The sequence below is a fragment of the Caulobacter sp. Root1472 genome, assembly GCF_001426985.1.
Taxonomy (GTDB): Bacteria; Pseudomonadota; Alphaproteobacteria; order Caulobacterales; family Caulobacteraceae; genus Caulobacter; species Caulobacter rhizosphaerae.
Window position 1 is genome coordinate 34,282 of sequence record NZ_LMFX01000052.1, and the last position, 21,751, is coordinate 56,032.

17 protein-coding genes and 1 pseudogene are annotated in these 21,751 nt (G+C 68.0%); 14 read left to right on the forward strand and 4 right to left on the reverse strand.

The window, feature by feature from the left end; all coding sequences use genetic code 11:
- Positions 1 to 4 precede the first annotated feature (4 nt).
- Both ASD47_RS25380 and ASD47_RS25385 read right to left on the reverse strand, forming a co-directional pair.
- Positions 5 to 1,522: a tryptophan halogenase family protein gene (locus ASD47_RS25380; RefSeq protein WP_082564810.1), complete on the reverse strand. Its 1,518-nt coding sequence runs from the start codon at positions 1,520 to 1,522 to the stop codon at positions 5 to 7.
- A gap of 128 nt (positions 1,523 to 1,650) precedes the next feature.
- Positions 1,651 to 4,620: a TonB-dependent receptor gene (locus ASD47_RS25385; protein WP_082564811.1), complete on the reverse strand. Its 2,970-nt coding sequence runs from the start codon at positions 4,618 to 4,620 to the stop codon at positions 1,651 to 1,653.
- Between the two features lie 332 nt (positions 4,621 to 4,952).
- Here ASD47_RS25385 and ASD47_RS25390 point away from each other — a divergent pair, with 332 nt between their 5' ends.
- From ASD47_RS25390 to ASD47_RS25445, 13 genes and pseudogenes are all read left to right on the forward strand, one after another.
- The gene (locus tag ASD47_RS25390; RefSeq protein WP_056762692.1) at positions 4,953 to 6,689 is read left to right on the forward strand and encodes an IlvD/Edd family dehydratase; all 1,737 of its coding nucleotides are present in this window, start codon (positions 4,953 to 4,955) and stop codon (positions 6,687 to 6,689) included.
- A 9-nt stretch (positions 6,690 to 6,698) separates the two neighbouring features.
- Positions 6,699 to 7,631: a 2-dehydro-3-deoxygalactonokinase gene (locus ASD47_RS25395; RefSeq protein WP_056762947.1), complete on the forward strand. Its 933-nt coding sequence runs from the start codon at positions 6,699 to 6,701 to the stop codon at positions 7,629 to 7,631.
- Positions 7,624 to 8,253, forward strand: coding sequence for a 2-dehydro-3-deoxy-6-phosphogalactonate aldolase (locus tag ASD47_RS25400; protein WP_056762693.1), 630 nt, complete (start codon positions 7,624 to 7,626; stop codon positions 8,251 to 8,253). Before ASD47_RS25395 ends, ASD47_RS25400 begins: the two co-directional genes overlap by 8 nt.
- A gap of 48 nt (positions 8,254 to 8,301) precedes the next feature.
- Positions 8,302 to 9,867, forward strand: coding sequence for a sodium/sugar symporter (locus ASD47_RS25405; RefSeq protein ID WP_056762694.1), 1,566 nt, complete (start codon positions 8,302 to 8,304; stop codon positions 9,865 to 9,867).
- 183 nt (positions 9,868 to 10,050) lie between these two features.
- A complete protein-coding gene (locus ASD47_RS25410; RefSeq protein WP_056762950.1) occupies positions 10,051 to 10,779 on the forward strand; it encodes a FadR/GntR family transcriptional regulator in 729 nt (242 codons plus the stop codon).
- A gap of 101 nt (positions 10,780 to 10,880) precedes the next feature.
- Positions 10,881 to 11,894, forward strand: a complete 1,014-nt coding sequence (locus ASD47_RS25415) for a glycoside hydrolase family 5 protein (protein ID WP_082564812.1) — start codon at positions 10,881 to 10,883, stop codon at positions 11,892 to 11,894.
- Positions 11,895 to 12,030: 136 nt separating this feature from the next.
- Positions 12,031 to 13,047, forward strand: coding sequence for an L-glyceraldehyde 3-phosphate reductase (gene mgrA, locus ASD47_RS25420; RefSeq protein WP_056762956.1), 1,017 nt, complete (start codon positions 12,031 to 12,033; stop codon positions 13,045 to 13,047).
- 83 nt (positions 13,048 to 13,130) lie between these two features.
- Positions 13,131 to 13,289, forward strand: a pseudogene (locus ASD47_RS27870) (helix-turn-helix transcriptional regulator); the annotation flags it as partial.
- A gap of 193 nt (positions 13,290 to 13,482) precedes the next feature.
- Positions 13,483 to 13,824, forward strand: coding sequence for a hypothetical protein (locus ASD47_RS27875; protein WP_056762695.1), 342 nt, complete (start codon positions 13,483 to 13,485; stop codon positions 13,822 to 13,824).
- A 178-nt stretch (positions 13,825 to 14,002) separates the two neighbouring features.
- Positions 14,003 to 14,359, forward strand: a complete 357-nt coding sequence (locus ASD47_RS25430) for a hypothetical protein (RefSeq protein ID WP_156402436.1) — start codon at positions 14,003 to 14,005, stop codon at positions 14,357 to 14,359.
- A gap of 147 nt (positions 14,360 to 14,506) precedes the next feature.
- Positions 14,507 to 14,944 carry a hypothetical protein gene (locus tag ASD47_RS25435; RefSeq protein ID WP_056762697.1) on the forward strand — a complete coding sequence of 146 codons (438 nt, stop codon included), beginning with the start codon at positions 14,507 to 14,509 and terminating at the stop codon, positions 14,942 to 14,944.
- Positions 14,945 to 15,032: 88 nt separating this feature from the next.
- Positions 15,033 to 16,181, forward strand: coding sequence for an efflux RND transporter periplasmic adaptor subunit (locus tag ASD47_RS25440; RefSeq protein WP_235526223.1), 1,149 nt, complete (start codon positions 15,033 to 15,035; stop codon positions 16,179 to 16,181).
- Between the two features lie 9 nt (positions 16,182 to 16,190).
- Positions 16,191 to 19,319: an efflux RND transporter permease subunit gene (locus tag ASD47_RS25445; protein WP_056762698.1), complete on the forward strand. Its 3,129-nt coding sequence runs from the start codon at positions 16,191 to 16,193 to the stop codon at positions 19,317 to 19,319.
- Between the two features lie 61 nt (positions 19,320 to 19,380).
- On the opposite strand, the gene ASD47_RS25450 is transcribed toward ASD47_RS25445, so the two are convergent.
- Complete coding sequence (locus ASD47_RS25450; RefSeq protein ID WP_156402437.1) at positions 19,381 to 19,671, reverse strand: hypothetical protein; 291 nt, start codon at positions 19,669 to 19,671, stop codon at positions 19,381 to 19,383.
- Between the two features lie 227 nt (positions 19,672 to 19,898).
- On the opposite strand from ASD47_RS25450, the gene ASD47_RS25455 reads away from it, so the two are divergent.
- The gene (locus ASD47_RS25455; protein WP_082564814.1) at positions 19,899 to 21,008 is read left to right on the forward strand and encodes a YeiH family protein; all 1,110 of its coding nucleotides are present in this window, start codon (positions 19,899 to 19,901) and stop codon (positions 21,006 to 21,008) included.
- Here the strand turns inward: ASD47_RS25455 and ASD47_RS25460 are convergent.
- Positions 21,001 to 21,681, reverse strand: coding sequence for an arylesterase (locus ASD47_RS25460; RefSeq protein WP_056762702.1), 681 nt, complete (start codon positions 21,679 to 21,681; stop codon positions 21,001 to 21,003). The genes ASD47_RS25455 and ASD47_RS25460 overlap by 8 nt on opposite strands.
- Positions 21,682 to 21,751 lie beyond the last annotated feature (70 nt).

Genomic DNA, 21,751 nt, shown 5'->3' on the forward strand with positions numbered 1-21,751 from the left:
TTGCTCAGGCGGCCGGGAGCTCGGCCCGGCAGAACTTGTCGATGAAGGCTTGCTGGCCCGGCATGGCCTCGGCGGCACGCAGGATGGCAGCGCGCCGAGCGTCCAGCACCGCGCGGATCTCCTCCACGCTCATCCGGTCGACCAGCGGATCATAGCGATCCGGCACGACCTTAAGGCCGTGGAAAATCGCCAGCCAGCTGGGCGGCGCGAAGCCGTCGTCGTCATGGGTCACCAGGCGGCCCGTGCGCTGGAACACTGCGAGCCTGTGGGCCAGCTCGTCGGGGATCGCCATGGCGCGGCAATAGTCCCACAGCCCGCTGTCCGTGCGCTCGGTCAGCTTGTAGTGCAGGATGATGAAGTCGCGGACGTGCTCCATCTCCTGCTGCGACAGGCGATTGAACTCGTCGATCAGGACCGGGTCGAAGTCCTTGTTCGGGAAGAAGTCCAGGAGCCGGCCGATCGCCGTCTGGATGAGGTTGATCGAGGTCGATTCCAGGGGCTCGATGAAGCCGCTGGCCAGGCCCATGGCGACGCAGTTCCTGCTCCAGGCCTTGAGTCGGCGGCCCGGCGTGAACCGGATGGTCTGGGGCTGGCCGATCAGCGGGCCGTCGAGACTGGACAACAGGTCGGCGACCGCCTCGTCCTCGCTGACGAACTGGCTGCAGTGGACATAGCCGTTGCCGGTGCGGTGCTGCAACGGGATGCGCCAGCGCCAGCCCGCCGGGCGGGCGGTCGTGCGGGTGTAGGGCGTCAGGCCGTCGCCGCCCGAACCGCAACCCGCCGCGATCGCGCGGTCGCAGGGCAGCCAATGGGACCAGTCTTCATAGCCAGTCTCCAGCGCGCCTTCGATCAGCAGCCCGCGGAACCCCGAGCAGTCGATGAACAGGTCGCCCTCGACGCGGGCGCCGCTCTCCAGGACCACGGCCTCGATGAAGCCGTCGGTCCCGCGCAGCTGGACGTCGACGATGCGTCCCTCGATCCGCGTGACGCCTCGCTCCTGCGCGTACCCCCTCAGGTAGCGAGCGTACAGCGCGGCGTCGAACTGAAAGGCGTAGGCGTAGTCATGCATCACCGACCGCGGGTCGGGATTGGGCGGCACGAACTTGTTGCGGTAGGCCGCCTGGGTCGGCATCGACAGGTCTTCGAGCGCAAACCGCTCGCCCTGCTCCTGCAGCTTGCGCCAGTAATGGTGCGCGCCGATCGCCTCGATGTCGGCCCCGAAGTCGCCGAAGGCGTGAAAAAAGCGGTGGCCGATCGTTCCCCAGTCCTGGAACTCGATCCCGAGCTTGAAGGTGGCCTGGGTCTGGCGAACGAAGTCGACCTCGTCCAGGCCCAGCCTTTCATTGAAATGCCGGATGGGCGGGATAGTGGCCTCGCCCACGCCGACCGTGGCGATCTGATCGGACTCGATCAGCACGGTTTCGACGAAATCCTTGCCCAGCAGCTTGCTGAACGCCGCCGCCGCCATCCAGCCGGCGGTTCCGCCGCCGACGATGACGATCTTGCGAATGCGATTGTCCAAGCCACGCCCTCCCACTGCCACGCCGGACTATGCAACGCCCGGCGCCGGACGCCCAGAACGTCGAACGCCTCCCCCGCGATCTTCCCGTGACAGGAGGATCGCGAAGGAGGCGCCGGAACGTCTCAGTCCTAGAAGCTGGCGCGCAGGAGCACCGCGACGCGGCGATCGGTGTCAGTCCAGCTATAGCGCGGGGCCAGGTTCGCACCGCCCACGTCCAGATAGGTCCGGGCGTTGAGGATGTTGGTCGCCTGGATGCCGATCTTGTACTGCGGGGTGAGCGAGTAGAGGACCGACCCGTCCAGCTGACCGTAGTCTTCCGACCAGACCGGCCGCTGGATGTTGGCCGCCGAGGTGGTCAGCAGGTAACGCTCGCGCCAGTTGTAGGCCAGCCGCGCCGAGACGCCGTACTTTTCATATAGCAGCGTCACGTTGTAGCTGGTCTTGGACAGGCCCTCGAGCGGCAGGGTCTGGTCCGCGGCGCCGGCCACCTGCGCCGACTCGTTGAGGTTGACCGCGGTGTTCTTGCCACCGTTGCTGTCCACATAGGTGAAGTTGGCCTGCAGGCCCAGGCCGCTGAGCGGCCCCGGCAGGAAGTCGTAGAACTGGGTGTAGGCCAGCTCGAAGCCTTTGATCGTGCCGCTGGAGCCGTTCATGTTGCGGCTGACCAGGAACGAATAGGTCTGGCCGCCCGAGGTGTAGCTCTCGGTCGCGTTGCCCATGAAGATATAGTTCGAGATGTCCTTGTAGAACGTCGCGAACGTCAGGCTGCCCGCCGGGTTGAAGTACCACTCCAGGCTGGCGTCGAACTGGTTCGACTTGGTCGGCTTCAGCAGCGGGTTGCCGCCGCTGCCGCTCCGCGGATCGATGGCCTTCGGCGTGAAACCATCCGCTTCGAAGTTGAAGCTCAGGTTCGTGTAGGACTGCATCTGGCTGAAGGTCGGCCGGACGATCGCCTTGGCCGCGGCCAGACGGAACTGGAGGTCATCCTTCAGGAAGAACCGCAGGTTGGCGCTGGGCAGCACGTCCGTATAGCTGTTCGACGACGAACCGCCGGCGATCGAGCCGCCCTGGGTGAAGGCGTAGGCGTTGTTGAAGGCCGTGCACGAGATGGCCGGGGTCACCGCGGCGCAGGCGCCCGGGGTCCCTTGAAGAGAGGCGACCTTGATGATCTGGTCGCCGCCGTTCACTTCGGTCTTCACCACGCGGACGCCGACATTGCCGTCCATGCGGCCCAGCGGCGTTTCGTCATGGCCAAAGCGCAGCAAGGCGTAGATGGCCTTGGTCTTTTCGCCCTGACTGTTGGTGCCGCCATTGGGGTTGTCGCCGGCCGGCGAGGAATTGGCGTAGCTGGCCTCGGTCAGAGGCGCCCAGCCCCAGCCGGCGCTCTGGGTGTTCTGCAGATAGCCATAGGCGTGGGCCGCGCCATTGCTGACCAGACCTTCGGCCGGGAACCAGCCAACGCCGGGCAGCTGCACCTTGCCGCGGAAGAAGTCGTTGTAGTTGACCAGCTCGGACTGCAGCGGCAGGTTCGGGCTCTGGTGCGTGGCGTCATAGCCCGTCCCGTTCAGATAGACGGTGTTGGCGTTGTTGAGCCAGAATTGGTTGCTCAGCAGACCCCAGTTCCAGCCTGTCTGACGGGTGAGCGAGGTCTTGTCCGTGCCGCGCACGCCGAAGCGGAACGACTTCAGCCAGCTGTCGTCCTCGAAAGTATATTCGGCGTCGGCGCGCAGGGCCTTGGAGTCGGCGCTGTTGTCCTCGATGTGGTCCATCGCCGCCGCCCACCAGTAGGCGGCTTGGGTCCGCGTGGTGTCGGTGGCCTGGTTCAGCTTCAGGACAGGATCGTCGCCTGAGATGTCGAACGTCAGGCTGGACGGCACCGTCGGGTCCATCTGCGTGAACGCCGTCATGCTCAGGACCGAGGCGTGCGACTTGACGTACTGGGCGTCGGCGCTGAAGGCCCAGCGGTCGTTCGGCGTGAACTTCAGGTTGAAGCCGTAGTCTTCGGTCTTCTTGTGCTGTTCGCCGTACCGGGTGTCGGCGGTCAGGTGGAAGTTGTTGATCGTGCCGTTGGTGATCGAGCCCTGGCTGTCGTACTTGAAGCCTGGGCCCGTGGCGGCGTAACCGCCATCGGTGTCGCCCAGGGCGCGCTCGATGTCGTGCGGGTCGGCCTTGGCGGTCAGCATCTGGAAGGTGGCTTCCCACTGGTCGTTCGGACGCCATTGCAGGGCGCCGGCGAAGGCCGTGCGCTTCTGCTGCCAGTCGATCCGGCGCCAGCCGATCGAGTTGGGGATGTAAACCTTGTCGCCCACGGACTTGCCCACCGCGGCGGGATTGTCATTGGCGGTCAGCGTGCGCTCTTCAAAGCGGCCGGTCTGGATGCTGTCGGTGCGGTTGCCGATATTGCCGATGCTGCCTGACAGCAGCAGGCCGATCTCGCCGATATTGGTGCTCCAACGGTCGCTATAGAGCACGTTGCCGGACGCGAAGCCCTTGTCGCGCAGGTCGGCGTAGTTGTAGTCGGCCGAGAAGGCCAGCAGGCGCTTGTTGGAGTCGAAGGGCTTGCGGGTGCGCAGGTTGACGATGCCGCCGATGCCGCCTTCGATCAGTTCCGCCGACGGGTTCTTGTACACGTCGACGCCGGCCAGCAGGTCGGCGGACACGTCTTCGAACGAGAGGGCGCGGCCATTGTTGGCTGAGAAGATGTCGCGGCCGTTGGTTTCGCTGCGGACCCACGAGAGGCCGCGGATGAACACGCCGCCGCCTTCCGAGGCCAGGCGGGCCGGGTCGCGGTTTTCGTTGGTGCGCTGGAGCGTGACGCCCGGGATGCGCTGCAGGGCTTCGGAGACGCTGCGGTCGGGCAGAGCGCCGATGTCCTGGGCGGTGATCGAGTCGACGATCTGCTCGGAGTTGCGCTTGATTTCCTGCGCCGACTTCAGGCTGGCGCGGATGCCGGTGACCACGACCTCTTCGACCGTGTCCACGCCCTGCGCGGGAGCGGCGGCCGTCTGAGCGGCGGCGATGGCGGGCAGAGCCCCACAGATGACGAGCGCTGACGCGCCCATGAGCATGGCGTTACGACGGGTATTGCGAGACGACATTCCGGTTTCCTTCCCCCAGATGAGATCCGTCCCGACGCTCTCGAAGGCGTCGGTGACGTGCGCTGCACCAGGCAGTCACACGATCTGTTTTGGACCTTTAGTCATATAATTCAGACTGACAAGCTGAAATTGATAGCGCTATCATTTCGGCAAGCCAGGGCGACTTTTGGGCCACAGGCCTTGCAGCAAACCCGCGTACCGCTTGGAGAATCACAGCCGCAGGTCGTTCTGCGCAATGCGTCACAGCGTCCCAGGCGTTTGCGATCATCATTATAATACTATAAATGAGCGAACCAATTTCGAGCGGCTCGGCCGCGGCGTTAGGGCGGGTCATGAGTCAGGGAAACGGGGGCGGCCGATTCCGTAGCGGCCACAGCTATGGAAAGCTGGATCGCGACGGGTTCATCCATCGCAGCTGGATGAAGAGCCAGGGCCTGCCGGACGATGTGTTCGACGGCCGGCCGGTGATCGGCATCTGCAACACCTGGTCGGAGATCACCCCTTGCAACGCCGGCCTGCGCGACCTGGCCGAACACGTGAAGCGCGGCGTGTGGGAAGCGGGCGGCCTGCCGCTGGAATTCCCCGCGATGTCGCTGGGCGAGACCCAGATGCGGCCAACGGCGATGCTGTTCCGCAACCTGCTGGCCATGGACGTCGAGGAGTCGATTCGCGGCAATCCGATCGACGGCGTCGTGCTGCTGGGCGGCTGCGACAAGACCACGCCGGGCCAGATGATGGGCGCGGCCAGCGTCGACCTGCCCACCATCGTCGTCTCGACAGGCCCGATGCTGAACGGCAAGTTCCGCGGCAAGGACATCGGTTCGGGCACCGACGTGTGGAAGTTCTCCGAGGCCGTGCGGGCCGGCGAGATGACCCTGCCGGAGTTCATGTCGGCCGAGAGCGGCATGAGCCGCTCGCCCGGCACCTGCATGACCATGGGCACCGCCTCGACCATGGCGGCCATCGTCGAAGCCATGGGCATGTGCCTGCCCTACAACGCTTCCATTCCCGCCGTGGACGCCCGGCGGGCGGCCATGGCCCACCACACCGGCCGCACCATCGTGCGCATGGTGCATGACGGCCTGACCATGTCGCAGGTGGCCACCCGCGCCGCCTTCGAGAACGCCCTGCGCGTGCATGCCGCCATCGGCGGCTCGACCAACGCCGTGGTCCACCTGCTGGCCCTGGCCGGCCGGCTGGGCGTCGAGCTGAGCCTCGAGGACTTCGACAACCTGTCGCGCGACGTGCCGCTGCTGGTCGACCTGCAGCCGTCGGGCCGCTTCCTGATGGAAGACCTGCACTACGCCGGCGGCCTGCCGGCGGTGATGAAGCAGATGGCCCCGTTCCTGAATCCCGAGGCCCTTACCGTCTCGGGCGTGCGGATCGGCGAGCAGTACGAGAAGGCCGAGGTGTTCAACGCCGAGGTCATCCGCAGCATCGAGGCGCCGGTGAAGCCCGACAGCGGCATCTGGGTGCTGCGCGGCAACCTGGCCCCCGGCGGCGCGGTGATGAAGCCCAGCGCCGCCAGCCCCGAGCTGTGCAGCCACAGGGGCAAGGCCGTGGTCTTCGAGACCATCGAGGACTTCCGCGCCCGCATCGACGATCCGACGCTGGACGTCGACGCCAGCTCGATCCTGGTGCTCAAGGGCTGCGGCCCCAAGGGCTATCCGGGCATGCCGGAAGTGGGCAACATGCCCCTGCCGACCAAGCTGCTGGAGAAGGGCGTCAAGGACATGGTCCGCATCAGCGACGCGCGGATGAGCGGCACCGCGTTCGGCACGGTGATCCTGCACGTCTCGCCGGAATCCGACGCCGGCGGCCCGCTGGCCGTGGTGCGCAATGGCGACGAGATCGCATTGGACGGCCCCTCCCGGTCGCTGAACCTGCTGATTTCCGACGAGGAGTTGGCCAGCCGTCTGGCCGTCTGGCGCGCCAATCCGCCGGCGCCCAAGGCGACCCGGGGCTACGCCAAGCTCTACATCGACCACGTGCTGGGCGCCGACAAGGGCGCGGACCTGGACTTCCTGGTCGGCGCCAGCGGCTCGGTCGTCACCCGCGAGTCGCACTAGATGAACCCCATGGACAGTTCGATCACGATCTTCGGCGACTGGGGCACCTCGCGCCTGCGGCTCTATCTGCGCCAGGGCAAGAGCGTGCTGGACCGCCGCGACGGGCCGGGCATCGGCGCGCTCAAGGCCTCGCCGCGCGAGACCTTCCTGGAGCTGGTCGGCGACTGGCGCGAGGCCAAGCCTTCGATGGCCCTGCTGTGCGGCATGGTCGGCTCGCGCAACGGCTGGCAGGAAGCGGCCTACGCCCCCTGCCCCGCCAACGCCGCCGACATCCGCCAGCGGCTGCTGCATATCGACGCCGACGGCCTGTCGGTCGCCATCGTGCCGGGCCTGTCGTGCCGCAACGCCCTGGGCGGGCCGGACGTGATGCGCGGCGAGGAGACCCAGATCCTGGGCGCCCTGGCCTTGAACCCGGACCTGGCCAAGGGCCGCCATCTGCTGGCCCTGCCCGGCACCCACACCAAGTGGGTCGTGGTCGAGGACGGCGCGATCACCAGCTTCCTGACCGCCCCGGTCGGCGAGCTCTACGCCCTGCTGCGCGAGCACTCGATCCTCGCCAAGGCCGCCCCCGGAGACGGCCCCGAATCGCCGGAAGGGTTCGCCCGCGGCGTCGCCCGGATCATCGAACAGGGCCCCGCGCGCCTGGCGCACCTGATCTTCGAGACCCGCAGCCGGCAACTTCTGGACAACCTGCCCAAGGACGAAGCCATGGGCTTCCTGTCGGGCTTGCTGATCGGAAGCGACGTCGCGGCCACCGCCAGCTGGTTCGGCGACCTGGGCCAGGTATCGCTGATCGGAGCCCCGGCCCTCGGCGCTCTCTACGCCCAGGCCATCGCCGCCCATGGCGGTTCCTGCGTAGCCGTCGACGGCGATTCCGCCGTCCTGGCCGGTCTTTCAACCTTGTCGCCAGCCCAGAACAGTGGAGTTCACGTCCTTGCCTAACACCACCCCCAAGGCGACTCCGCCGATCGTCGCGATCCTGCGCGGCGTCAAGCACGACGAAATCCTCGACATCGCCGCGGCCCTGGTCGAGGCCGGGATCGAGGCCATCGAAGTGCCGCTGAACTCGCCCGACCCACTGGTGACCATAGGCAAGCTGTGCGCCGCGTTCGGTGACCAGGTGCTCTGCGGCGCGGGGACGGTCCTGTCGCCGGAAGCGGTCGACCAGGTGGCGGGCGTCGGCGGCAAGCTGATCGTCACCCCCAACACCGACGCCGCGGTCATCTCGCACGCCGTGGGCCTGGGCCTGACCGTCATGCCCGGCTTCGCCACGCCCAGCGAGGCCTTCGTCGCCGTCAAGGCTGGGGCCCGCGCGCTGAAGCTCTATCCGGCCGGCACCTACGGCTTCGGTCACATCAAGGCGGTGCGCGACGTGCTGCCCAAGGACATCGCGGTCTACGCCGTCGGCGGAGTCGGCGCGGCCAATCTGAAGCCGTGGATCGAGGCCGGCGTGGCCGGCATCGGCGTCGGCGGCGAACTCTATCGCCCGGGCTACACGGCCGAGGAGGTTGGCCAGCGGGCCAGGACCCTGGTCGCGGCCTGGGCGGAACAGACCGCGCGGTAACGGACGCGCAGCAACGATAAAGAAGCCGGCCCTAAAGGGGGGACCCCAGTGAGAACCATCGATTTCGTCATCCTGGCGATCTACGCCATCGCCATCTTCGGCCTGGCCCAGTGGGTCAGCCGCGACAAGGGCGGCCACCAGAAGGACTCCACCGACTACTTCCTGGCCGGCAAGGCCCTGCCCTGGTGGGCGATCGGCGCCTCGCTGATCGCCGCCAACATCTCGGCCGAGCAGATCATCGGCATGAGCGGCTCGGGCTACGCCCTGGGCCTGGCGATCGCCTCCTACGAATGGATGGCCGCCCTGACCCTGCTGATCGTCGGCAAGTTCTTCCTGCCGATCTTCCTGAAGAACAACATCAGCACCATGCCGCAGTTCCTGGAACAGCGGTACGGACCCAGCGTCCGCAACGTGATGGCCGTGTTCTGGCTGGTGCTCTACGTCTTCGTGAACCTGACCTCGATCCTGTGGCTGGGCTCGATCGCCATCCACACCGTGGCGGGCATCGACCAGATGCAGGCCCTGGTGATCATCGGCGTGTTCGCCCTGGCCTACCAGCTGTGGGGCGGGCTGAAGGCCGTGGCCCTGACCGACATCGTCCAGGTGGCCCTTCTGATCACGGGCGGCCTGATCATCGTCTTCCTGTCGCTGACCAAGATCGGCCACGGCGACCTGCTGGCCGGCTTCAACCACCTGACCACCCAGTTCCCCGACAAGTTCGACATGATCCTCAGCAAGGACAACCCGCACTACAAGGACCTGCCGGGCCTCTCGGTGCTGTTCGGCGGCCTGTGGGTGATGAACGTCTCGTACTGGGGCTTCAACCAGTACATCATCCAGCGCGCCCTGGGCGCCAAGGACATCGCCGAGGCCCAGAAAGGCATCGCCCTGGCCGCCTATCTGAAGCTGCTGATGCCGGTGATCGTGGTGCTGCCGGGCATCGCCGCCCTGGTGCTGGCGCCGGGCCTGGCCAAGCCCGACCAGGCCTATCCCGAGATGATGAAGCTGCTGCCGCCCGGCGTGCTGGGCGTCGTGTTCTCGGCCCTGGTCGCCGCGATCGTCGCGTCGCTGGCCGCCAAGATCAACTCGATCGCCACCATCTTCACCCTGGACGTCTACGCCAAGGTCAGGACCGGCTCCAGCGAGCGCCACCTGGTCACCGTGGGCCGGATCACCGCCGTCGTCGCGGTGATCGTCGGCATCGTCATGGCCAAGCCGCTGCTGGGCAAGGCCGAGCAGGCTTTCCAGTTCATCCAGGACTTCACCGGCTTCTTCACCCCCGGCATCGTGGTGATCTTCATGCTGGGCCTGTTCTGGAAGCGCGCCACCACCGCCTCGGCCCTGGTGGCCGCGATCGGCGGCGCGGCCCTGTCGGGCGCCTTCTTCGTGGCCGACAAGGCGGGCGTTTTCGTGATCCCGTTCATGAACCGCGTGGGCCTGGTCTTCCTGCTGACCCTGGCCGCGGCGATCATCGTCTCGCTGGTCGCGCCCCAGAAGAAGGAGGTCAATGTCGTGTCGCTGGAAGGCGTCAGCTACAAGACCACCACCGGCTTCAACATCGCGGGCCTGGGCGTGATCGTCATCCTGATCGTCCTCTACGCTCTTTGGTGGTGAGGATTTCGGCGGTGTTTCGGCTGAAGGCCGCCCAGACCTGAGCCCGAAGGCCTCGCCACGGTTGTCGTGGCGGGGCTTTCATCTTTGACATGATTGTTCCGGGCGTGGACGAAGCACGCTACACAAGGTCAGACCTATTCCGACGACCGGTTCGAGAAGCGTTTTGGGGGCGATAACTTGGTGATCCGTACGCAGCCAGGCCTCAGTCTGACCTATGGACTCGTCGAGTCCCTGGGACAGGCCATCGTCACGGGCGAATACGCCCAGGTCGGTTTCCCTACCGAGGGCGAGTTGTCAAAGCAGTTCGGCGCCAGCCGGACCGTCACGCGCGAAGCGGTCAAGATGCTGACCGCCAAGGGCCTGCTCAGCGCCCGCCCCCGCCACGGCACGGTGGTCGAGCCGGAGAACGAGTGGAACCTGCTGGATCCTGACGTCCTGCGCTGGATGCTGGAGCGCAAGTTCTCCCTGCGCCTGCTGGCCGAGTTCACCGAGATGCGCCTGGGCATCGAGCCCGCCGCCGCGGGCCTCGCCGCTCGCAACGCCGACGAGGCGGGGCTGAACGGCATCCGCAAGGCGCTGGATCGCATGAAGACCGCGGCCGAGGGCGAGGACGACCCGCTGACGGCCGACATCGCCTTCCACGTGGCGATCCTCAACGCCACCAAGAACCCGTTCTATCGCGACCTGCACGAGCTGGTGAACACCGCCCTGCGGATCTCGATCCGCTTCACCAACCGCATCAAGGGCCGCACCGCCTCGATCCCGTCGCACGAGGACGTGGCCAGCGCCATCTTCGCCCGCGACGCCGAGGCGGCGCAGAAGGCCATGCAGGTGATCCTGGTCGACGTCCTGGACCTGATCCGCGCCGCCTCGCCCGAGACCGAGTCGGAAGCCGCTCGCCGCGACGCCTGATCGGCCCGCCCCGCTGGATCGGTCTTGCGCACGCGCGACTTCAGGCTAAGACTGACAACGTTGTCAGACCACAGCCCGCAGAGGCTGCTCGAGGAAACGCCATGGTCAAAACCCTCCAGGCCCTGATCCGTCCCCTGGCCGCCCTGGGCCTAGCCTCAGCCTTGATCGCCTTGCCCGCCGCGGCGCGCGAGATCTCCCCGCTGGACCAGGTCAGGACCATGACCCGAGGGGTCAATGTCCTGGGCTACGATCCGCTGTGGAAGGATCCGGCCAAGGGCCGCTTCCAGATGCGGCATTTCAAGACGATCAAGGATGGCGGCTTCAATACGGTGCGGCTGAACCTGCACGCCTTTGAGCACATGGACGCCGACAACCGGCTGGACCCCGCCTGGCTGAAGACCCTGGACCAAGTGGTCGACGCCGCCCTGGCCCAGAAGCTGACGGTCATTCTCGACGAGCACGACTTCAATGTCTGCGGCGAGGATCCTGCGGTCTGCAAACCCAAGCTGGTCGCCTTCTGGAAGCAGATCGGCGAACACTACAGGGACGCGCCGGACCAAGTGGTGTTCGAACTGCTGAACGAGCCCTGCAAGGGCCTCACCGACGAGGTGTGGAACGCCTGGATCGCCGAGCTCCTGCCAATCGTGCGGGCGACCAATCCCACGCGCAATGTCGTGGTCGGCCCCGCCTTCTGGAACAATATCAGCCACCTCGACCAGTTGAAGCTGCCGGAAGGCGATCGCCACCTGATCGCCACCGTCCACTACTACCTGCCCATGGAGTTCACCCATCAGGGCGCCTCGTGGAATCCGGCCACGCCCAAGACCGGCGTGACCTGGGGCACGGACGCCGAGCGCCAGCGGATGAAGGCCGACTTCGACGGCGTCCAGGCCTGGGCCAAGGCCCATGGCCGGCCCATGCTGCTGGGCGAGTTCGGCGCCTACGACAAAGGCGACATGGCCTCGCGCGCCGCCTACACCGCCGCCGCCGCCCGCGAGGCCGAGGCCCGCGGCTGGGCCTGGGCCTATTGGCAGTTCGACAGCGACTTCATCGCCTACGACATCGGCAAGGACGCCTGGGTCGAGCCGATCCGCAAGGCGCTGGTTCCGCGATAGAGCGTAACGACCGACGAACAGAAGAGTGGGATGACAAGCTTGGTTTTCCAAGCCATGCGTCCAGTCCGCGCCCCCTCCACACAGGAACCTTCCCGTGCAGAAGCCCTACGTCGCCGCCCCGACCCGCTATGACGCCATGCCCTATCGCCGCACCGGCCGCAGCGGGCTGGACTTGCCGGCGATCTCGCTGGGCCTGTGGCAGAACTTCGGGGGCGCCGACGTGTTCGAAACGGGTCGCGCCATCCTGCGCCGCGCGTTCGACCTGGGCGTCACCCATTTCGACCTGGCCAACAATTACGGCCCGCCCTACGGCTCGGCCGAGGAGAACTTCGGCAAGGTCATGGCCAGCGACTTCGCCGCCCATCGTGACGAGCTGGTGATCTCCACCAAGGCCGGCTGGGACATGTGGCCAGGTCCGTACGGCGGGATCGGCGGCTCGCGCAAGTACCTGATCGCCAGCTGCGACCAGAGCCTCAAGCGCATGGGGCTGGACTATGTCGACATCTTCTACTCGCACCGGGTGGACCCGACGACGCCGCTGGAGGAGACCATGGGGGCCCTGGCCCACCTGCACCGTCAGGGCAAGGCGCTGTACGTGGGCATATCCTCCTATTCGCCGGAACTGACCCGCCAGGCCGTCGCGATCCTGAAGTCGGAAGGCGTGCCGCTGCTGATCCACCAGCCGTCCTATTCGATGCTGAACCGCTGGATCGAGGACGAACTGCTGGACGCCCTGGAGGACCTGGGCGTGGGCTGCATCGCCTTCTCGCCCCTGGCCCAAGGGATGCTGACCAACAAGTACCTGGGCGGCGTGCCCCAGGACTCCCGCGCGGCCCGCGAGGGCTCGCTGGGCGGCCACCTGCTCAGCGCCGACAACCTGGCCCGCATCCAGGCGCTGAACCAGATCGCCCAGGCGCGCGGCCAGAGCCTGGCCCAGATGGCCCTGGCCTGGGTGCTGCGCGACCCCCGCGTCACCTCGGCCCTGATCGGCGCGCGCACCGTGGCCCAGCTGGAAGACTCCCTGGCCGCGCTGAACACCCTGGGCTTCACGCCCGAGGAACTGGGCCAGATCGACCGCCACGCCATCGAGGGCGCGATCGACCTGTGGAAGGTCTCGTCCAGCCTGGCCGTTTCGGACCTGCCCAAAGGCTGACTGCATCTTGCAGTGGAGCGCCGTCGGAATACAATTGCCTCATGACCGTGGGGGCCGATGGCTTGGACCAGACAGTGAGCGGCATGGACCGGCTGACCGAGCGCGAGCGCGCCTGCCTGAGTCTCGTGGACGAGCATCTCAGCTCCAAGGAAATCGCCCGCCGCCTCGGCCTCTCCAAGCACACCGTCGACTGGCACCTGGACAAGGCGCGGCGTCGTCTGGGGGCCGCCGACCGTTACGAGGCCGCCCGCCTGATCTCCCGCCGCGGCCTGACGGCTCCGTCTTGGTCCTGCCCCTCGCCCCCTCCGATCGCGTCGGGGTCCGACGCGGCGGGGCTAGCCTCCGTCCCTTCCTCCGGGTCTCCTGACCTCGTCGAGGTTTCGCGCTCCTCCGGCCGTCGGGCCGAAGGTCGCGACATCGAGGAAGGAACAGCACGTGCCGCCACTCACGGACTCCCAGAAAGATGCGATCAACCAGGCGATCGGCCTCCGCCGCGACGCCCTGAACTTTCACAAGGCCTGGCCGACCCTGAACTCGCAGGACGACCTGGCGCCGCCCTTCACCTGGACGGAACTGGAACGTCAGCTCGCCAGTCTGGCGGCGACCGCCCAGAACGCCCTGATGGCGTCGGACCTGGTCAGCGCGACGCGCAAGCAGGCCAGTTTCAAGCCGCCGGAAATGGTGCTGCGCGAGATCCTTTGCGTGGCGGGAGCCCTGATGGACGAGAGCTTCCTGCCTTCCGGCCGATCGGACCTTGGGGAGGCCCCAATGACCTGACGCTCGGCCAACGGCTGGCCTTCATCGCCGCCCTGATGCTCGCGACCGCTTTCGCGTTCGGCTCCCTGCTCGCCGGCCTGCACGCTCTCCAGGGGCTGTTCTAGGTCGTCGCGTCCCGAACGCTCTCCAAACTTCACCCCGGATGACGCGCCGTGTTCGCGGCGCGAGGAGAATCGTCATGCTCAAGGAACGTCGCGAGGCCGCCGAGGCCGTCGCCGAGGCCCTGTTCGCCGCCGAGAAGGCCATCGATGCGGCCATCGCCAGCACCGCCGCCCTGACGACCCTGATGCCGACTTCGCGCGAGGCCGCCAATCTCTCGGTGATGGTCGGCCAGGAGGCCCTGATCAGCGCCATCGAGACGATGCGCGCCCTGGGCGTGGCCCGGCAGAACATCCTCGAAACCCACGTGGGCCTCAGCAAGGCCCAGCACGACATCGGCCTCTCGGCTGTTTCCTTCGGCGGCGGCGGCAAGAAGCCCCCCGCCTTCCTGGTCGGCAGCCTTCGGGCCGTGCCGACGACGCGCGAAGTCGCCTGACCCCTCCCCGCTCAGGCCTCGCGCCGCGGGCCCGGTCATTCACCCCCACACATGATCGGACCCGCACCTTCAAGGATCGGCTTCCGCCGCGGATCGGACTATCCTTCGGCCTCGACTCGCCGCCGGCCCCGCCCCGGAACTCCGCCGATGTACGTCCAGACTCCCGACCAGCTGTTCAGCCTCGCCCTGCTGCTGGCCTGTTGCGGCTTGACCGTCTGGCGCGGGCGCTGGGTCGAGCGGGCCGCGGCCGCGGCGATGGCCGTGGCGTGGTTCGCCAGTCCTCTTGTGCAGGTCGATCAACAGGCCCTCGGCGTCCAGACCGGCGTGCTGGTCGTCGACATCCTCCTGCTGGCGGTCCTGCTCTACCTGGCCCTGACCACGGACCGCTGGTGGACCATGGCGGCGACGGCGTTCCAGGGCGTCGCCGCCCTTATCCACCTGGCCGCCGCCATCGACCGCGAGATCTTTCCCCGCGCCTACTATGTAGCCGGCAGCCTGATCAGCGATCTGGTGATGGGCGCGCTCCTGGTCGGGGCCTGGAACGCCGGGAGACGCCCGAAATCGGAGCCGAGCGAGTTCGCCTGACGCCGTTTGCTCTCCTTACGATCATTTAATCCGGTGAACGGCGTTTCTCGGTTAGAAGGCGGTGGCTGTTCAAATCATCGGAGCTGAGGTGGTCGTGCATCAACGGATCTATAGGCGCGACCTGCGTTCGACGGCGTTGCCGCTGGTGCTCTGCATCGGCGCCCTGGGGCTGTCGGGGTGCGACCATGGCGACAAGGCCAAGGCCAAGACGCCCAAGCCCTCCCTGACCGCCAGCCAGACCGTCAGCGTCGCCGCCGTGACCATCCAGTCGCTGCCGCGAATCATCAACGCCTCGGGCACCGTCACGCCCTGGGAAGAGGTGCCGGTCGGGGCGGAGACCGGCGGCCTGACCGCCGTGGCGGTCAACGCCGACGAGGGCCAAGTCGTGCGCCAGGGCCAGATCCTGGTCGCTCTGAACGACACCATGCTGCGCGCCCAGCTGCACCAGCAGGAAGCCGCCGTGGCCAGCGCCAAGGCCACCCTGGCCGAGGCCCAGGCCGCCCTGGGCCGCTCGCGCGAACTGCAGGCCAAGGGCTACCTGTCCCAGGCCTCGCTCGACACCGCGCTCGCCCGCCAGCAGACCGCCGCCGCCCAGCTGGCCTCCGCCGACGCTTCTCGGAACGAAACGATCGCCCGCCTGGGCCAGGCCGCCATCCGCGCGCCGGTCTCGGGCCTGATCAGCCGCCGCAGCGTCACCAAGGGCCAGATCGTCACCGCCGGTACCGAGCTGTTCCGCATCGTTCGCGACGGCCGCCTGGAGCTGGACGCCGAGATTCCCGAAGCCGACCTGCTGTCCGTCAAGGCCGGCATGCCGGCCACCGTCACCTCCGACCAGGTCGGCCAGACGGCGGGCACGGTCCGCATCGTCACCTCCGAGGTCAACGCCCAGACCCGGGTCGGCCTGGCCCGCATTAGCCTGGCGCCCGGCGGCGGCTTCCGCTCAGGCATGTTCGCCCGCGCCCAGATCGCGGCCGGCAATCGCCCGGCCCCGACCATCCCGACCGCCGCCATCCTCTATCGCCAGAACCAGCCGGGGGTGTTCGTGGTCGACGCCAGCAACCACGCCCGCTTCCGCCGCATCGACATCCTGGCGCGCAACACCGACCAAACCTCCGCCGAGGGCCTGAACGCCGGCGAGCGCGTGGTGGTCGACGGGGCGGGCTTCCTGGGCGACAACGACGCGGTGCGCATCGCCGCGGCCACGGCGGGCTCGTCCACCGTCGCCGCCAAGCGCTAGGGGATCGCGATGGACAATCCGAGCCCCAACGCCAACAACATCTCGCGCTGGGCGATCAAGAACCCGATCCCCGTCCTGCTGCTGTTCGTGCTGCTGACCATCGCCGGGATCTCCGGCTTCGGCAGCATGCGGATCAACGACAATCCGGACGTCGACCTGCCGCTGGTGGTCGTCAACGCCTCGCGCCCCGGCGCCGCGCCGACCGAGCTGGAGACCCAGGTCACGCGCCTGATCGAGGACTCGATCGCCGGCCTGGGCCAGGTGCGTCACATCAGCTCCACCGTCGGCGACGGCTTTTCGTCGACCTTCATCGAGTTCGAGCTGGGCGTCGACCACGAGCGGGTCACCAACGACGTCCGCAACGCCATGTCCAACCTGCAGAGCTCGCTGCCGCAGGACATGCAGATCCCCAACGTCACGCGCATCGACATCTCGGGCAATCCGCTGATCACCTACGTGGTCCAGGCCCCGACCCTGACGCCTGAGCAACGCAGCTGGTTCGTCGACCACGATGTCAGCCGCGCCTTGCTGGCCATCAAGGGCATCGGCGAGGTCAACCGCCAGGGCGGCGTCACCCGCGAGATCCAGGTGGCGCTGGATCCCGACCGCCTGGCCGCGCGCGGCGTGACGGCGGCCGAGGTCAGCCAGGCTCTGCAATCGGCCAACGCCGACCTGCCGGGCGGCCGCGTGACCGTCTCCGGCTCGGAGCGGGCCATCCGCACCCTGGGCGCGGCCAACACGGTCGACCAGCTGCGCGAGACCCGCGTCCAGCTCAACAACGGCGAGACCGTGCGCCTGGGCGACCTGGGCGAGGTCACCGACCACTGGGCCGAACCGCGCAACCAGGCGCGCTTCAACAACCAGGAAGTGGTCACCTTCAACATGGTCCGCTCGCGCGGCGCCTCCGAGGTCAAGGTCGCCGAGAAGGTCCGCAAGGAGGTGGAGAAGCTCGACAAGGCCCACCCCGAGCTGAAGATCGTCGAGCTGACCTCGAACGTGAAATATATCGAGGAGAGCTACTACGCCTCGCTGGAGGCCTTGGGCCTGGGCGCCCTGCTGGCGGTGCTGGTGGTGCTGCTGTTCCTGCGCGACTGGCGCGCCACCTTCCTGGCGGCCGTGGCCATCCCGCTGTCGCTGTTCCCGACCTTCGCGGTCATGGCGCCGCTGGGTCAGTCGCTGAACGGCGTCACCCTGCTGGCCCTGTCGCTGACCGTCGGGATCCTGGTGGACGACGCCATCGTCGAGATCGAGAACATCGTCCGCCACATGCGCGGGGGCAAGTCGCCCTATCACGCGGCTATGGAGGCGGCCGACGAGATCGGCCTGGCCGTCGTGGCCACCACCTTCACCATCGTGGCGGTGTTCGCCCCCGTCGGCTTCATGCCCGGGATCATCGGCCAGTTCTTCAAGGCCTTCGCCCTGGCGGCCTGCGTCTCGGTGCTGTTCTCGCTGGTGGTCGCCCGCATGCTGACGCCGCTGATGGGCGCCTACATGCTTAAGGCGCATCACAAGCCCGACAAGGACCCGGCGTGGATGGGTCCTTATCTGAAGAGCCTGGACTGGGCGCTGTCGCACAAGATCATCGTGGCCCTGCTGGCCATTCCGATGCTGATCGGCACCGTCTTCCTGGCCACGCGCCTGCCGTTCGAGTTCCAGCCGGCGGCCGACCGCGGCCGTGCGCCATTCAGCGTCGAGCTGCCCCCCGGCGCCACGCTGAACGAGACCGACGCCATCGCCCAACGCATGACCCGCGCCCTGCTGGCCCGTCCCGAAGTCACCGGAGTCTACGCCTCGGTCGGCAATGACGGGGTCAACAAGGCCGAGCTGACCGCCGACCTCACGCCCAAGGGCGAGCGGATGAGCCAGCGTGACTTCAGCCGCCTGATGGTCGACCAGTTCAAGGCGATCCCCGGCGCGCGGATCGGCGCCGGCAGCAACAACGGCGGCGGCCCCAGCGACGGCTCCAGCTACACCCTGCGGCTGGTCGGCGACAACGGCCCGCAGCTGGAAGCCGCCGCCCGCGCCGTCGAGTCCCAGATGCGCACCGTTCCCGGCCTGGCCAACGTGGTCAACACGGCGGCGATCGCCCGTCCGGAGATCATCGTCTCGCCCAAGCCCGACCAGGCCGCGCGGGCCGGGGTCTCGGCCGGGGCGATCTCCCAGGCCGTGCGGGTGGCCACGATCGGCGACATCGACCAGTCCCTGCCCAAGTATAATCTGGGCGACCGCCAGGTGCCGATCCGACTGCGCCTGACCGACGACGCCCGCGAGAACATGTCGGTGCTGGAGACCCTCAAGGTTCCGTCCAGCCACGGCGGTTCGGTGCCGCTGAACGCGGTGGCGGACGTGCGCTATGGCGCCGGTCCGTCGCAGATCTCGCGCCAGGACCGCTCGCGGGTGGCCGAGATCACCGCCGAGCTCGACGGCATCGTGGTCGGCGAGGCCAGCAAGCGGGTCCACGCCCTGGTCTCGGTCAAGAACCTGCCGCAGGGCGTCAAGGAAGTGGCGGCGGGCGACGCCGAGTTCATCCAGGAGATGGTCACCGGCTTCGTCGCCGCCCTCGTGACCGGCATCCTCCTGATGTACGTCGTCCTGGTGCTGCTGTTCCGCAGCTTCGCCCACCCGGTGACCATCATGGCCGCCCTGCCCCTGGCGATCGGCGGCGCGTTCGGCCTGCTGGTGCTGGTCAAGAGCAGCTTCTCGATGTCGACCCTGATCGGCATCCTGATGCTGCTGGGCATCGCGGCCAAGAACTCGATCCTGCTGGTCGAATACGCGATCATGGCCATGAAGGGCGGCATGACCCGCCGCGAGGCCCTGCTCGACGCCGCCCACAAGCGGGCCCGGCCGATCATCATGACCACCGTCGCCATGGCGGCGGGCATGATGCCGGTGGCCTTGGGCTTCGGCGCCGACACCGAGTTCCGCGCCCCGATGGCCATCGCGGTCATCGGCGGCCTGATCACCTCGACCTTCCTGTCGCTGCTCTACATCCCGGTGGTGTTCGTGTTCATGGACAAGCTCAAGAACTGGTCCAGCAAGATTGTCGACCGGATGTTCAAGCACCAGCACGCGGCGCCCAGCCACGCGGCCCACCAGCCCGAGCCCATCGTCAGCGGCGGCGGGCGCGAGCTCTAGCATCGCCGCCTCTCCGTCGTCCCGGGCCCGCAAGCCGGGGACGACGGAGAAGACGCCGATCTCAAAGGCGCGAGACTATGCCCTGGATGGTCATCGCCCGGGCGGCGTTGTCCTCGCCCAGGCGGCGGGCGAGATCGCGGACGCCGGCGGGATAGGCCTCGCCGCCGTTGGCGATCTCGTCGGCGATCCGCTGGGTCTCGAGCATGCTGGCCCGCAAGGCGTCGATATGGGCTGAGGCCAGGCGCTTGGCCTCGGCCTGAAGGTGCTGGATCCGCTCGCTCAGGCCGGCGGTCGACTCCACCGCCACCTTCGCCCGCTGACCGGCCGTAACCACGCGAAGAGATGCCGACATAACCATCATTCCGTTCCACGCCGCGGATCTTGCGGCCACGGTCACCTTTTGCGGGGCGGCGGCTGAACGCGTTGTGAGGCTTTCGTTAGCCGCCGTTCAGAAACCAGCCCGAGCCCTGTCCTGCGGTGCAGGCGTAGGCGTCCGGCGCCGATTTTCCTTGTCGGCTTCCCTCGCATCGGGTCTCGATCGCCGGTGACCGGCGCGACTCGCCGGTTCAGGGCCCGACGATGAACTCCGACCTCGACACCGACACCGCCGCCGCGCGGGCGCTCTTCCAGTCGCTGGAGGGCATGGAGGGGCTGTCGCGACCGGAGCCGGCCGCCGCCGCCAAGGGCGCGACCCGCCTCCCGGGTCAATCGGCGCTGATCAAGCTCTATCCCGGCGTGCTGGTGGCGGTGACCATCGCCCTGGCCTCGCAGTGGCTGGCCCAGCACTACGGCGCGCCGGTGATGCTGTTCGCCCTGCTGTTCGGCATGACCTTCCACTTCCTTCACCAGGAAGGCCGCTGCATCCCCGGCATCGAGTTCTCGTCCAAGGCCGTGTTGCGCTTCGGCGTCGCTCTGCTGGGCGCGCGGATCACCGCCAGCCAGATCCTGGGCCTGGGCCTGACGCCGATCGTCACAGTCATCGTCGGCATCGGCTCGACCATCGGCCTGGGCGCGTTCCTGGCCAGGCGGATGGGCCTGAGGTCCAGCTTCGGCGTGCTGTCGGGCGGGGCGGTCGGCATCTGCGGCGCCTCGGCGGCCCTGGCCATCGCCTCGGTCCTGCCGCGCGGCAAGGACGCCGAGCGCGACACGATCCTGGCCGTCGTCACGGTCACGGCGCTGTCGACCATCGCCATGATCACCTATCCGCTGCTGACCGCGGCCCTGCATCTGGACCACACCCGGGCGGGGATCTTCCTGGGCGGCACCATCCACGACGTCGCCCAAGTGGTCGGGGCCGGCTACATGATCTCGCCCCACACCGGCGACGTGGCCACCTATGTGAAGCTGCTGCGGGTGACCATGCTGCTGCCGGTGGTCTTCACCATCGCCTTCGTCGTCGCCCGCATGGGACCAGGCGCGGCCGGGGGCGCCAAGGCGACCGTGCCGCTGTTCCTGGTCGGCTTTGCCGCCCTGGTCATCGTCAACAGCCTTGGCTGGCTGGCCAAGCCGGTCACCGACGCCGCCAACGAGATCTCCCGCTGGTGCCTGGTCACGGCCATTGCTGGCCTGGGCATGAAGACCTCGTTCAAGGACCTGATGACCGCCGGCTGGCGGCCCGTGGCGCTGATGGTCTTCGAGACCGTGTGGATCGCCGGCGTGGTGCTGGTGGCCGTCGAGTTCTTCACCTAGCCGCCGTCTGGGTGGGGATCGTCTTCAGCGCCTGGGCCACCAACGGCGCCAGCTTGCCGCCGATGATCCGCGCGCCGGCCGCATTGGGATGGATGCCGTCGCCCTGCATCAGCTGCCGCGACCCGCCGACGCCGGCCAGGATGTTGGCGTAGAGCGGGACCGAGAACTCCCGCGCCAGGGCCGGGTAGAGGGCGTTGAACTCGCGGGCGTAGGCCGCGCCGATCAGCGGCGGCGCGCCGACCCCGACCAGGACGATCCCGATCCGCCGTTGGCGCAGACTCTGCAGGATGCCCCTCAGGTTGGCCTTGGTGACGCGGGGCTCGATCCCCTGCAGCAGGTCGTTGCCGCCCAGCGCCACGACGCACAGGGCGGTGTCCGGCGCGACGCTGAAATTGACCCGCGCCAGGCCGCCGCCGCTGGTGTCGCCCGACACCCCCGCGGCCCGCACGGTGGCCAGGACGCCCATGCGGGTCAGGGCCGCCTGCAGCTGGGCGGGCATGGCGTCCCTGGCCGGCAGGCCCAGGCCGGCGGTGATCGAGTCGCCCAGCACCGTGATCACCGGAGGCCGGGGGGACGGCGTGAGCTGGGTCCGAGGCGCCGCCGCGGCCTGGGTGGCCAGCAACAGTCCGGCGAGAAAGGCGCGGCGGTCCGGAAAGCGTGCGGTAGGGCTCATGGTCTGTCCATCGGCGCGATCTGGAAGCGAGCCCGCGCGCGCAAGCCCCGCCGCCTTGCTGCACAAGGAC

Excerpts from the sequence above, each read along its gene's own strand:
- ASD47_RS25385 (WP_082564811.1), bottom strand. The coding sequence starts at position 4,620 with ATGTCGTCTCGCAATACCCGTCGTAACGCCATGCTCATGGGCGCGTCA.
- ASD47_RS25390 (WP_056762692.1), top strand. The coding sequence starts at position 4,953 with ATGAGTCAGGGAAACGGGGGCGGCCGATTCCGTAGCGGCCACAGCTAT.
- ASD47_RS25395 (WP_056762947.1), top strand. The coding sequence starts at position 6,699 with ATGGACAGTTCGATCACGATCTTCGGCGACTGGGGCACCTCGCGCCTG.
- ASD47_RS25415 (WP_082564812.1), top strand. The coding sequence starts at position 10,881 with ATGGTCAAAACCCTCCAGGCCCTGATCCGTCCCCTGGCCGCCCTGGGC.
- mgrA (WP_056762956.1), top strand. The coding sequence starts at position 12,031 with ATGCCCTATCGCCGCACCGGCCGCAGCGGGCTGGACTTGCCGGCGATC.
- ASD47_RS25430 (WP_156402436.1), top strand. The coding sequence starts at position 14,003 with ATGCTCAAGGAACGTCGCGAGGCCGCCGAGGCCGTCGCCGAGGCCCTG.
- ASD47_RS25435 (WP_056762697.1), top strand. The coding sequence starts at position 14,507 with ATGTACGTCCAGACTCCCGACCAGCTGTTCAGCCTCGCCCTGCTGCTG.
- ASD47_RS25445 (WP_056762698.1), top strand. The coding sequence starts at position 16,191 with ATGGACAATCCGAGCCCCAACGCCAACAACATCTCGCGCTGGGCGATC.
- ASD47_RS25450 (WP_156402437.1), bottom strand. The coding sequence starts at position 19,671 with ATGTCGGCATCTCTTCGCGTGGTTACGGCCGGTCAGCGGGCGAAGGTG.
- ASD47_RS25455 (WP_082564814.1), top strand. The coding sequence starts at position 19,899 with ATGAACTCCGACCTCGACACCGACACCGCCGCCGCGCGGGCGCTCTTC.
- ASD47_RS25460 (WP_056762702.1), bottom strand. The coding sequence starts at position 21,681 with ATGAGCCCTACCGCACGCTTTCCGGACCGCCGCGCCTTTCTCGCCGGA.